Origin of the sequence: Streptomyces triticagri (assembly GCF_003429565.1) — a bacterium.
In the GTDB taxonomy this organism is placed as follows: Bacteria; Actinomycetota; Actinomycetes; order Streptomycetales; family Streptomycetaceae; genus Streptomyces; species Streptomyces triticagri.
Genome location: NZ_QUAK01000196.1, coordinates 1 through 11983, shown reverse-complemented (window position 1 = coordinate 11983; position 11983 = coordinate 1). Strand labels below are relative to the sequence as shown.

Below are 11983 nucleotides of genomic sequence, written 5' to 3'. Positions count from 1 at the left end.
CCCCGTCACCACAAGGAGCACCCCGAGCCCACGCCCGGCACCCACACCCCCGCCCACATCCGACGAGACGTCCTGGGAAGCGCGGGTGCGCGGCACGGCGGCCCGCCGCGCGCGATGGCTCGGGGGAGTGCGGGTGTCCATGCTCATTCCTTCCCTGCGGTCTTCACAACGGCGGTGTCAGAACCGCAGCTTGCGTACCGGAACCAGGCAATGTGCCGCGTACTCGAGGGTGTTGGCGTCCCCGGCGAACCGCGTCAGGGCCTCCTCGGTGACGGGCCGCCCCGGCTCCGCCTCGGGCCAGGCGCGGGTGGTCACCACGAAGTACGCGTGCCCACAGGCGTCGGCGGCGTCCAGCCACTCGGCCGGCACCGGGCACTGTGCCTTGAGATGCGGCATGGTGACGACGGCCTGGCCGCCCTCGACGAGCAACTGCACCGGAAAATTGGGGTGCTGGGTGCCGTCCTGGAAAGTCCCCACCGGAATTCCGGCATTCTCCAGAACCGTCCGGATCGCCAGGGCCGTACCCTCGCGGCCACCCGGACCGTCCCCCAGCGAGTACGCCATGAGAAAGGGAGTTTCCGTGCCGGTGCCGGGTGCTTCGCCGCTCCACGGAATGACGGAGAGCGTGCCCAGTTCGGCGGGATGGAAAGGTCGATTTTCACTCGAAGTCGATGTCACCGGGGAAGCGTAGCGAGGTATTTGCGGCTGCTTCCCCTCGTGTCACTCGCCCGAGGGATACGAATTCAGCCGCCGACCGGAAGGCCGCCGATGAGGCCCTTGCCCTGGCCGCCCGCGGAGCCGAGGTCGTCGACCGCGCCCTGCAGGGCGTTCGGCAGCGAGCCCGAGCGGGCGGTGTCGAGCATGTTGGTGTTCACCGGCGGGCTCTCCAGGAGCGTGCTGGTGTCCAGGCTCTCCACGGCGCCGTTCAGGCTGGAGGGGGTGAGGTCGTCGGCGAACGCGGGCGCGGCCGTGCCGGCGAGCGCGAGCGACCCGGCGACGACTGCTGCGGCCTTCAGAGACTTCATACGGGAGATGTCCTCGGTGCTCGGGGGCGGGGCGGCGCGGCACGCGGCCACGGACCCGCCCGATGGGATGGAACGGCCGCCCCCGCGGGACGGGGACGGCCGTGGAAGAGCTCCGCCGGGCGGAGATTCAGTTGTTGACGCAGGCGTTGCCGAACGCGGGGTTCAGCAGGCCGATGACGTCGACGGTGTTGCCACAGGCGTTGACGGGGACGTGGACGGGGACCTGGACCAGGTTGCCCGAGAGCACGCCGGGGGATCCGACAGCGGTGCCCTGCGCGCCACTGTCGGCGGAGGCGATACCCGCGCTGCCCGCCAGAGCGGCGGCAGCAACGGCGGACAGGGCAACGGCCCTCGCGGTACGCGACATGGGGAAAACTCCTAGGTCGTTCGGTGCGACGCCGAGTGGGTACCCGGCTTGAGGATCAACGGGACACACCGGCGTGAGTTGCGCCCCCGATCGGGTGACGGAGCTGGCAGCCCGTACGGTCAAGTCCCGAAACGGGTGATGGGAGCCTTCCGGCGGTCGACCCCGGGCCGGCGCCGCACGGGACCGTACGAGTGGCGGAGTGCCTGGACGGCCGGGGCGTCTCGGCGACCGGGTGCCCGCAGACACAGCACTCGGGCCGCCTCGCGAACGAGGCGGCCCGAGCCGGTGCTACTGCGTGGCCGATCAGCCGTTGCCGACGCCGTTCCCGGACAGGACCGGGATGTCGTCGAGGATGTGCGAGAGCGGCTCGTCGCCCTTCGCCTGCGTCGAGTTCTCGGTGCACTGCTGGTTCTGCGGAGCCGAGAGGACCGGGATGTCCTGGACGGCGACCGGGACGACGCCGACGAGGGAGCCGACGTTGGCCTTGGCCGGCAGGCCGACACAGGGCTTGTTCAGGGAGCCCTGGACCAGGCCGAGCTGCGGGCTCATGTCGCCCGCGGTGGAGGAGTTGCCGTACTCCTGGGTCGAGCCGTTGCCGCTGACGGACGTCGTGCCACCGTCGTCGCCGATGGCCAGGGCCTGCGGCGCGGCCGCGGCCGAAACGCCGACCACGGAAGCAGCGACGGCTGCTGCGGCCATTGCCTTCTTGAGCATTTCTTGTTCCTTTTCTGACGGACGCCGGTTACTGCTCCGGTTACTGCTCCCGGCACAACTGCGAGGTGCGGGTTTGGTTGCGGTGCTTCACCCGCACGGGCTGCGAAATCCCTGTTCGCGGTACGTGGATTGACCCTGTTCGGGGATATCCACGGGCGCCCGGCGGTAGTGAATCGGATTATCCCCCCGGACAGTTCGGGGAATTTCGCGGAACAATCGCTCGCGTGACCCTTCAGAGTGAACTCGTGCAACTACACCTGGCGCCGGGAGTTGGTCAGAACGCTCCCGGACGGGGGCCACGAGAAGGGAATTGCTCATGATGAAGAAGGTCATGGCGGCCGCCGCGGTCGCCGCCTCCGTCGTCGGTGTCTCCGCCGCCGCGGCCCCGCAGGCCCTGGCGATCGGCAACGACGGCGGGACGACGTCCAGCAGTGGCAACAACGCGGAGCAGTCCTACGGCAACTCCGCCACGTACGGCGACATGAGCCCCCAGATGGCGCTCATCCAGGGCTCCCTGAACAAGCCCTGCATCGGTCTGCCCGCCAAAGCCAACGTCGGCTCCCTCGTCGGTGTCGTCCCGGTCTCCGTCCAGGACATCCCGGTCCTGTCGGCTCCGCAGAACCAGCAGTGCACCGAGAACTCGACGCAGGCCAAGGGTGACGAGCCGCTGTCGCACATCCTCAGCGACATCCCGGTTCTCTCCGGCAACGGCACCGCCAACCACTGAGCAGAGCGCCCCGGTGCGCCGCCGTCCGGCGGTGCACGGTCCGCTCCCCGAAGGGAACACACATGAAGAAGCTGTGGGCAACCGCCGCAGTCGCCGCCTCCGTCGCCGGCATCTCGGCCATGGCCGCTCCGCAGGCCCTCGCCATCGGTGACGACACCGGCACCACGTCGCTCAGCGGCAACGGCTCCAGCCAGAGCTACGGCAACTCCGCCACGGCGGGCGACCTGAGCCCCCAGCTCGGCCTCGTCCAGGGCTCCCTGAACAAGCCGTGTGTCGGCCTGCCTGTCAAGGGCAACGTCGGCTCGCTGGTCGGCCTGGTCCCCGTCTCCGTCCAGGACGTCTCCGTCCTGTCGGCGCCGCAGAACCAGCAGTGCGCCGAGAACTCGACGCAGGCCAAGGGCGACGAGCCGCTCAGCCACGTCCTCGACGACATCCCGGTCCTGTCCGGGAACGGCGCCGGCAACGGCTGACATCGAGACGGTCCGGCCCCGGGGCGCCGGGGCTCGGACGCCGTTCCCGAGTGGGCGGGTGCGGCATATGAAGGAGGGGCGGTCGGCTCGGCCGACTGCCCCTCCTTCATGCGTGTTTCGCGTTGTTCGGCCGCCTCAGGCGATCGACGGCAGGAGCCCCGTCACGGGCGCGGCCTGGTCGGTCAGCTGGTGCAGCTCGTTCAGCCGGTTCAGTCCGCCCAACTGCTCGGACACCGTGGGCAGTTGACCGCGGTCCTCCTCGGGCACGCCGGCCGCGGCGAGGGAGTCGATGGTGTCGTTGGCGGAGAGTTCGATGCCTTCCGGGCCGGGGGCCGCGGCGGCGTTCGCGGCGGGCATCGCCAGGGTGGAGGCGCCGGCGGCCAGGGCCACGGCGGCGAGAGCGCGTCGAGTGGAAATCATGCCCTGCAGAACGCGGCGGACCCCGGCGGAGAAACGGCTCCGCGCGTACGCCCACCCGTAGGGGTGCCTCCGCCGGAGCGTGCGCCCGGCTTCTCGCGTACCGCCTTGACGACTACCGCCTTGACGTCACTCCGAGGCCTCCGCATACTGGCGGCCAAATCGATTTGGCCAAATCGATTTGGGCTCTCCGTCCAGGGCCGGATCACGTCACCGAACCCGCAAGCAGATGTGCACCGAGCAAGCCGATCCGAACGGAGCTCGACCGTGTCCCGTCCTCAGTACGCCTCGCCGGAGAGCGAACCCGGCGACATCCCGGACAGCGAAACCCGCGACCCGGCCATGCCCGCCCCACCCCCGCACCCCGTCGACGAGAGACGGCCGCTCGGCCGGATCCTGCTCTTCGGCGTGCAGCACGTCCTGGTGATGGCCGCGACGCCGATATCCGCGATCTTCCTGATGAGCGCGACGCTCGGCCTCGATGCGGGACTGACCGTCAAGCTGCTCTCCGCCGCCTTCGTGCTCTCCGGCGTCGGCTCGCTCGTCCAGTCCCTCGGCCTGTGGAAGTTCGGCCCGAAGCTGCCGTTCGTGATGCTGCCCGGCGGCGCCCCGCTCATCCTCTTCCTGGCCATCGCCGAGCAGCACGGGGTGCGCACGGCGAGCGGCGCCGTGGTGATCACGGCGGTCTTCCTCTTCGTCGTACTGCCGGTCTTCACCAGGCTGTTGAAGTTCTTCCCCGAGCTGGTGATCGGCACGATGATCGTGATCGTCGGCGTCAACCTGGTGAAGGTGGGGGCGGTGCTCGTCACCGGGCAGCCCGGCGAGCCGGGCTTCGCCGACCGCGGGGACCTGCTCCTCGGCCTGGCCACGATCGGCTTCACCGTGCTCTTCTACCTGCTGTTCACCGGCGTACTGCGGCAGGTGGCCGTGCTGCTGGGGCTCGTGGCCGGGGCCGTACTGGCCGCCTGTCTCGGGAAGTTCGAGCTGTCCGGCGCGGGTGCGGGCGGGCCGGTGAGCCTGCCGGAGGTGATGCCGTTCGGATCGCCGCAGTTCAATCTGGTGGCCGCCGTACCGCTGCTGCTCTACAGCCTGGCCTCGATGGCCGAGGCGACCGGCCAGACCGTGATCAACGCGGAGGCCGTCGGCAAGTCGATCGACCGCCGGGTCGCCGTCCCGCGCACCGTCCGCGGCGACGCCCTGACCTCCCTGATCGGCGGCGCATTCGGCCTGCCCCTGATGGTGACCAGCGGCGAGAACATCGGGATCGTCCGGGTCACCGGCGTGCGCAGCCGCTATGTGACCGCGGCGGCCGGCGTGCTGCTGATCCTCATCGGCTTCCTGGCGCCGGTCACCCGCGCCATCGGCGCGATCCCGGCCGCGGTCGTCGGCGGTACGGCCATGGTGGTCTTCGCCGTGATCACCGTGCTCGGGGTGCAGATGCTCGCCCGCTGCGATCTCTCCGACCACGCCAACACGTTCATCTGCGCGGTGGCGATCGCGCTCGGGCTGCTGCCGATCCTGATCCCCGGCGTGTACGACGGCTTCCCGGCGAACGCGCGGATCCTGCTCGACAGCGGTGTCGCGATCGGCGCGCTGACCGCAGTCGTACTCAACATCCTCTTCCACCACGTCAGGCCGGCCGTCGTGGCCCGCCTCCGCTCCGGCGAAGCACCGAGCAGGAACCGGAACCAGAGCCAGAACCAGGAAAGCGACCGATGACCCAGCTGCCCACCCGACTCCGCTCCACCACCGGCCCGTTGCTCCTGGAGCCCGGCCGAGTCCTGCTGCCCGAGGGCCTGATGACCGCGTACGCGGTCGTCGTCGAGGGCGGGGAGTTCCGCGCCGTGGGTCCGGCCGAGGAGATACGCCGGGAGCGTCCGCAGCTCACGCCGGTCGAGTTGCCCGGGCATCTGCTGATGCCGGGGTTCGTGGACGCCCACCACCACCTCACCCAGTCCTTCGGCGCGGCGCTCGCGTTCGGCGAGCCCTCGGAGATCTTCCGCCGGGTGTGGGTGCCGCTGGAGGGTGCCCTGGATGCCGAATCGGCGTATGTGTCCGCGCAGTTGGCGGCCCTGGAGTCGCTGCGCGGCGGGTTCACCACGGTGGCCGATGCCGGCACCCGGGCCGATGTCGACGTGGACGTGCTCGCGGATGCGGCCCGCGATGCCGGTATCCGCTGCGTACTGGGACTGATCTGCAACGACGTCGGGGCGGGAGGCGCCGGGGACCGCACCCCGGACGAGGTGCTGCGCGCCGCCGAGAAGCACCTGGCGCGCTACGCGGGCGAGCCGCTGGTGCATCCCACGCTCGCGGTGTCCATCCCGGAGGCCGCCACCGAGACCACTCTGGCCGCGACGGCCCGGCTCGCCGCCGATTCCGGCACCGTGGTGCAGATGCATGTGAACGAGCATCTGGCGGCGGTCGAGCGTTCCCTCGTACGGCATGGGCTGCGGCCCCTGGAGCACCTGGCGCGGGTCGGCGCGCTCGGGCCCCAACTCCTGGCCGCACACGCCACATTGCTCACCCCGAGCGAGCTGACGCTGCTCGCGGACACCGGGACCGCCATCAGCTACAACCCGGTGGCGAGCGCCTGGAAGGGCAACGCGGTCGCCCCCGCCGCCGCGATGGCCGAGCGCGGCATCCGCTTCGGCCTCGGCACCGACGGCACCCGCGGCGACGGCTTCCGGCTCGCCGAGGCCGCCGAGTTCGCACAGCGCCTCGCGCACGGCAACGCGGTGGGCGACTCCTCCTGCGGGGCCGGCTGGACCTGGCTCGACCACGCCGTGCGCGGCGGCGCGGACGTCACTGGGCTCGGCGCCGTCACCGGCCGTGTCGCTCCCGGCCTCGCGGCCGACTTCCTGCTCGTCGACGTCGACACCCCCGAGCTGGCGCTCTCCTGGGACCTGCCCTGGGAGTTGGTGCGCCGCGGCAACCGCGACCAGATCGACGCGGTGTACGTCGCGGGCCGGCCGCGCATCTGGCACGGCCGCCCCACCGGCTTCGACGCGGACGCGCTGGTGCGGCGCGCGGTCGAGCTGTCCCGCGAGGTGGTGGGGCGCGCCCCGGTGGTCCGTACGCATCCCACGTCGTCGGTCGCCGCGGCGAGCGGCCGGGGCGCCGCCCGGTGAGTGCGGCGATGCTGGTGGTGCTCGCGGTGACGGTCGGTGTCGCGGCGTTCGTGCAGGGCGGCAGCGGCTTCGGCTACGCCCTGATCGTCGCGCCCGTCGCGGGCCTGATCGACCCCGGTCTGCTGCCGGGCTTTCTGCTCGCCTCGATGATCCCGCTGAACGCGTATGTGGCCTGGCGGGAGCGGAGTTCGCTCGATCTGCGCGGGGCCGGATGGATCTCGGCGGCGCGGATCGTGGCGACGCCCGGCGGGCTCGCGCTGCTCTGGGTCATTCCGGAGAGCGGGCTCGCGCTGTTCGTGGGGCTCGCCACGGTGCTCGCGGCGGTGGTGAGTCTGCTCGCGCCGGCGTTCGCGCCCGGCCGTGGCGCGTATCTCGGCGCGGGTGTGGTCACCGGGCTGACCGAGACCGCCACCGGCGTGGGCGGCCCGCCGCTCGCGCTCGTCTACCAGCACAGCCCGCCGGCCGTGCTCCGCTCCACGGTCGCGCTCTGCTTCCTGGTCGGTGAGATCGCCTCGCTCGCGCTGCTGTTCGCGACCGGGCAGGGAGCGGTGGCCGATCTGGGCCGGGCGGTGGCCGCGCTGCCGCTGATCGCGGCCGGGGCGTGGCTGAGCCGCCTCGTCCATCACCGCCTGGACGCCCGCCGGATGCGGCTCTTCGTGCTCGGCTTCGCGCTGGTGTCCGGGGTGGTGCTGATGCTCGGAGTGTGAACGGGCCGGCGTGTACGGGGTGTTCAGGCGGAGGGCGGCCGCGCTCGGGAGGACTCCCGGGCCACCAACTCCGGTTCGGGGGCCGCGACCCGGTGCGGGGTGGCGGCGGTGTCTCCGCGCAGCCGGTCCAGGAGCAGCTCCACCGCGGCGGCCGAGGCCTGGTCGAGGTGCAGGTCGACGGCGGTCAGCGGCGGGCTGCAGGTCCGTGCCCGCAGTCCGTCGTAGCGGGTGACGACCATGACGTCCTCGGGCACCCGCCGCCCGCTGTCCTTGATCGCCTGTACCGCGCCCACCGCGAAGGCGTCGACCAGGGCGAACACCGCGTCCGTCGTGGGGTGTTCGGCGAGCAGCTCCGCGCAGCTGCGGTAGCCGGCCTGTTCGCCGCCGTCCTCCTGGGCGGTGCGTACGACCGGGGGCCGGCCGTGTTCCGCCGCCAGCCGCTCGTACACCGCACGGGCGTCGACCGAGGAGTGCCGGGCGCCGGCGGCGATGAGCAACGCCGGCCGCTCGGCGCCCTGTTCGTACAGATGCCGCAGGAGCAGCTCGGCCGCGAGGTCGCCGCGCAGGTCGACGTAGGGGCAGTCGGTGCCGTCGTCGGCGGGCCGGCCGAGCGCCACGTACGGCAGTCCGCGCTCGCGCAGCTGTGCCACGGCCGCGTCCCGGGCGTCCGGTTCGACCACGATCGCGCCGTCGATGTCCACGGAGTGCAGTGCGGACGCGGACTGCACGGGCGGTACGAGGACCAGGGCGTACTCGTGCACCAGGGCGCGCTCGGCCGCGGCGGCGGCCACATCCATGTAGAAGCCGAGCCGGGAGGGCCCGCCGGCCACGGCGAACGGCATCGAGGAGGCGAGCGCGATCACGCGGGCCTGGCCGCGGCGGAGCCGCTGGGCGCGGAGATTGGGCCGGTAGCCGAGTTCACCCGCGACCTCCTTGATGCGTTCGCGCGTCCTCGGGTCGACCTTGCCGCGGTCGTTGAGCGCATGGGACACGGTCGTACGGGAGACACCGGCGACGCGGGCCACATCGGCGATCGTCGGGGGGCGCGGCCCGGTTCCCGGGGTGGACATCTGCGGGGCGCTCCTCCGCTGTGGGGGTTCAGGTGCCGGTCGGTACGAGGGCCCGGCCGGGCCCATCTTCGCCGATCAGTCGTCCGGGGACGAGGGGGGGGCTCGGGGGTGATGGTTCTCTGCGGTGCTTGAGGTCCGTTGCCGCGCCCGGGCCGGGGGTTTTACCGGCCCAGGCCAGGCGGGCCTTTGTCCTCGATCGCCGGACGGGCTGAATACTGCGGGCCTGTTGTCCGCTGGTGAGGCAGCAGTGGGATGGCGAGGAGGGGGAGGGACGCCAGGATGAGCCAAGGAGCCCAGGGTGGCAGCCCGGTGTCGAGGAGGGCGCCGGTGGCGGCGCTGCCGGCGAGGACCATCAGGCCGGAGATCGAGGACATCGCGCCGGTGTAGAGGCCGAGGCGGCCGTCGGGGGCGAGGTCCGGGACCCATGCGCGGGCCGCGGGGGCGAGCAGCATCTGGCCGGCGGTGAGGAGTACGACGAAGCCGGCGGCCGGGAGCAGGCCCGGGACGCCCGTCAAGGCGGCCGGCTGTGCGGCCGCCACCACCGCGAAGCCCGCGGAGACCAGGACGAGTCCCGCCGCCATCGAGCGGCGCAGGTCGAGCCGTTCGGCGGCCCAGCGGGTGACCGGCAGCTGGGTCGCCACCACGAGGAGGGAGGAGAGCGCGAACAGCCAGGCGAGGGCCGACTGGGAGCCGGTCGCGCGGGTGACCTCGGCGGGCAGGGCGAGATAGAGCTGGTTGTACGCGAGGAGGTAGGCGCCGTACGCCGCGCAGACCGCGAGGAAGCGGCGGTTGCGGAGCAGTGCGCCGGTGCCGCCGCGCACCGGGACTCGGGTGCGGCCGGGGATGTGTTGCGGCAGCAGCCACCCGTGCCCGGCGAGTACGAGCACGAACACCCCCGCGCCGGCCAGGCACACGGTGCGGAAGTCGAAGGGCAGCAGCAGCGCCCCGAGCAGCGGCCCCAGGAAGGCGCCGGCCTGGCCGGCCACCGTGAGCAGGGCGAGCACCCGGGTGCGCGGGCCGTGGCCGGCCTGCTCCCAGGCCACCGACTGCCGGGCCACCTCGGACTCGACGGCGGGCGAGAACAGCGCGGCGGCCACCCCGATCAGGAGTACGGCCGCGATCACCGCGTACGTGGCCTCCGCGTACCCGAGCCAGGCGAAGCCGGCGATCCGCAGCACACAGCCGGTCAGGACCACCGGCCGCACCCCGTACCGGTCGGTGAGCGCGCCGCCGACGACGAACAGCCCCTGCTGGCTGAAGGTGCGCAGGCCGAGCACGAGCCCGACCGTCCAGCCGGCCATCCCGATGGCGGTGCCGAGGTGCTCGGCGAGGTACGGCAGGACGGCGAAGAAGCCGATGTTGAAGGCGAGTTGGGTGAGGATCAGGAGGCGCAGGAGTGGGGTGAGGGTGCGCCAGGTGGCGGCGAAGCCGCCGGGTGCGCGGGCGGATCGGACGGGTGGCGCGGGCCGGGTGGTCATCGCAGCACCGCCGCGTCCGGGTGCGGTGTGCCGGACTCGATGTCCGCGGCGTCGTGCGGGAACTCCCCCTTTTCGTACGGGAGTCCGCCCGGCGCGGCGGCCGCAGCCGGGCGCCCGCGCTTCCGCCACGGCAGCCGCACCCCGTGGCTCGCGGTGACGGCGAGCGCGCCGAGCAGGGCGAGCACGGCGGCCGGTGCGAGTACGGACCAGGGGGCGCGCTCCACATAGGGCTGGTTCTCGGCGAGCAGCCGGCCCCACTCGGGGGACGGGGGCTGGGCGCCGATGCCGAGGAAGCCGAGCGCGGCGAGCGCCAGGGCGACGCCGGGCAGTCGGAGCAGGGCGTGCCGGGTGACGGGTCCGGCGACGGCCGGCAGCAGGTGGCGGCGGAGCAGATGGCCGGGGCCGGCCCCGAGGCTGCGGGTCGCCGCGAGGTGCAGGGTGGCGCGTTCCTGCCGCAGCAGGGCCGAGGTGTGGGCGGCGAGCGGGGTCCAGGCGACGGCGGCCACGGCGAGCGCGGGCGTGGCCGCGCCGCTGCCCGCAGCGCCGGCGACGAGGAGTCCGGCGAGTACCGGAGGTACGGCGTTCAGGGTGTCGACGAGCGGTCCGGAGAAGCGCGGCACGAGACCGAGCAGCACTCCGGTGAGCAGGGCGAACGCGCTGATGGCGAGGGCGATCGCCAGGGTGTCGAGGGCGCCGTGCGCGATCCGCGCGAGGACGTCGCGGCCGAGCGCGTCGGTGCCGAACGGATGCGCGCCGGAGGGCGCGGCGAGCCGTGCCCCGGTGTCCACGGCCAGCGGATCCCGTAGGAGACCGAGCGCGACGACGGCCGCGAGCAGCCCGCCGTACAGGAGCGGGAGCCGGCTCGGCGTCCTTGACCGCGCGGGGTGCAGGGACTGCAGTGCGCCGTCGCGCAGCGCGGGCCCGGCCGCCCTGCGGGCCGCGAGCCGGGTGAGCCAGGCGGCGGCCGCGGCGAGTACGACCAGGGCGAGTGCGCTGGTCTGGAGTACGGGCAGGTCCTGGGCGACGGCCGACTCGAGCGCGGTGCGGCCGAGTCCGGGGATGTCGAAGATCTGCTCCACGGCGACCGCGCCGCCGGTCAGGCCGACCAGGAAGAGGCCCAGGTTCGGCAGCACGCCGGGCAGGCAGCGGCGCAGCGCGTGCCGCGCGATCGTGCCCGCGGGGATGCCGCGCGCGGCGGCGGCGCGCGCCCAGGGTTCGGCGAACGCGCCCGGCAGCAGATCGTCGAGGAGGCGTCCGAGCAGCGCGCCGGCGGGCAGCCCGAGGGACAGCGCGGGCAGCACCATCCAGGCGGGTCCGTACCAGCCGAGCGCCGGCAGCCAGCCGAGCTGTACGCCGACGACGGCGGCGAGCACGGATGCGATCAGGAACTCGGGCAGTGCGGCGGCCATCGCCCCGACGCTGCCCCGCGGGCGCCGCCGCGCGGTGCGGCGGTGGGCGCACAGGTACAGGGTGCGGGCGCAGAGGGCGGCCGCGGTGAGTCCGGCGACGACCAGGGCGCCGCCCACCAGGAGCAGGGAGACGCCGAGTGCCTGCGCCACGGACGGCAGGACGGGGTCACCGGAGATCCAGGACCGGCCGGCGTCGCCGTGCAGCAGTCCGCCCGCCCAGTGCCCGAGAAGGTGCAACGGCCCGTCGGCCAGGCCGAGTTCGTCCCGTACGGCGGCGATGACCTCGGGGGTGGGGGTGCGGTCGGCGGCCCGCGCTCTGAGTACGGTCAGCGCGGGGTCGGTACGCGACAGCCACGGCAGCAGCCCGATGCCGCACACGAGGGCGGCGGCGAGCAGGGTGCGCCAGAGCGCCGCGGGCCAGGCGCCGCGCAGGAGCTTCGCGGGCGCGGGACGGCCCGCGGGGGCGCGGCG

Annotated in this window: 13 protein-coding genes; 5 read left to right on the top strand and 8 right to left on the bottom strand. The window is 73.2% G+C overall.

Annotated elements, in window-relative coordinates:
- Positions 1-177: 177 nt before the first annotated feature.
- From DY218_RS27480 to DY218_RS27465, 4 genes are all read right to left on the bottom strand, one after another.
- Positions 178-678, bottom strand: coding sequence for a DUF5949 family protein (locus tag DY218_RS27480; RefSeq protein WP_128558844.1), 501 nt, complete (start codon positions 676-678; stop codon positions 178-180).
- Between the two features lie 65 nt (positions 679-743).
- Positions 744-1025: a hypothetical protein gene (locus tag DY218_RS27475; protein ID WP_128558843.1), complete on the bottom strand. Its 282-nt coding sequence runs from the start codon at positions 1023-1025 to the stop codon at positions 744-746.
- 127 nt (positions 1026-1152) lie between these two features.
- A complete protein-coding gene (locus tag DY218_RS27470; protein WP_128558842.1) occupies positions 1153-1392 on the bottom strand; it encodes a chaplin in 240 nt (79 codons plus the stop codon).
- Between the two features lie 303 nt (positions 1393-1695).
- Entirely contained in the window at positions 1696-2106 is a 411-nt protein-coding gene (locus DY218_RS27465; RefSeq protein WP_128558841.1) for a rodlin, read from the bottom strand.
- A 316-nt stretch (positions 2107-2422) separates the two neighbouring features.
- On the opposite strand from DY218_RS27465, the gene DY218_RS27460 reads away from it, so the two are divergent.
- A complete protein-coding gene (locus DY218_RS27460; RefSeq protein ID WP_128558840.1) occupies positions 2423-2833 on the top strand; it encodes a rodlin in 411 nt (136 codons plus the stop codon).
- 62 nt (positions 2834-2895) lie between these two features.
- Positions 2896-3303 carry a rodlin gene (locus DY218_RS27455; RefSeq protein WP_128558839.1) on the top strand — a complete coding sequence of 136 codons (408 nt, stop codon included), beginning with the start codon at positions 2896-2898 and terminating at the stop codon, positions 3301-3303.
- A 135-nt stretch (positions 3304-3438) separates the two neighbouring features.
- Here DY218_RS27455 and DY218_RS27450 read toward each other — a convergent pair whose 3' ends face one another.
- Positions 3439-3723: a hypothetical protein gene (locus DY218_RS27450; protein WP_128558838.1), complete on the bottom strand. Its 285-nt coding sequence runs from the start codon at positions 3721-3723 to the stop codon at positions 3439-3441.
- A 339-nt stretch (positions 3724-4062) separates the two neighbouring features.
- Between DY218_RS27450 and DY218_RS27445 the strand changes: the two genes are divergently transcribed.
- Genes DY218_RS27445 through DY218_RS27435 form a run of 3 tightly spaced genes read left to right on the top strand, consistent with a single transcriptional unit; the run spans position 4063 to position 7555 of the window.
- The gene (locus DY218_RS27445) at positions 4063-5439 is read left to right on the top strand and encodes a uracil-xanthine permease family protein (protein ID WP_128558847.1); all 1377 of its coding nucleotides are present in this window, start codon (positions 4063-4065) and stop codon (positions 5437-5439) included.
- Positions 5436-6848: an amidohydrolase family protein gene (locus DY218_RS27440; RefSeq protein WP_128558837.1), complete on the top strand. Its 1413-nt coding sequence runs from the start codon at positions 5436-5438 to the stop codon at positions 6846-6848. Before DY218_RS27445 ends, DY218_RS27440 begins: the two co-directional genes overlap by 4 nt.
- Before the next feature lie 8 nt (positions 6849-6856).
- Entirely contained in the window at positions 6857-7555 is a 699-nt protein-coding gene (locus tag DY218_RS27435) for a sulfite exporter TauE/SafE family protein (protein ID WP_128558846.1), read from the top strand.
- A gap of 23 nt (positions 7556-7578) precedes the next feature.
- On the opposite strand, the gene DY218_RS27430 is transcribed toward DY218_RS27435, so the two are convergent.
- The 3 genes from DY218_RS27430 to DY218_RS27420 all read right to left on the bottom strand — a co-directional run bounded on the left by DY218_RS27430 (position 7579) and on the right by DY218_RS27420 (position 11944).
- A complete protein-coding gene (locus DY218_RS27430) occupies positions 7579-8625 on the bottom strand; it encodes a LacI family DNA-binding transcriptional regulator (protein WP_128558836.1) in 1047 nt (348 codons plus the stop codon).
- Between the two features lie 161 nt (positions 8626-8786).
- Positions 8787-10103, bottom strand: a complete 1317-nt coding sequence (locus DY218_RS27425; RefSeq protein WP_128558835.1) for an MDR family MFS transporter — start codon at positions 10101-10103, stop codon at positions 8787-8789.
- Positions 10100-11944: an ABC transporter permease subunit gene (locus DY218_RS27420; RefSeq protein WP_128558845.1), complete on the bottom strand. Its 1845-nt coding sequence runs from the start codon at positions 11942-11944 to the stop codon at positions 10100-10102. The genes DY218_RS27425 and DY218_RS27420 overlap by 4 nt, the downstream gene beginning before the upstream one ends.
- Positions 11945-11983: the final 39 nt, after the last annotated feature.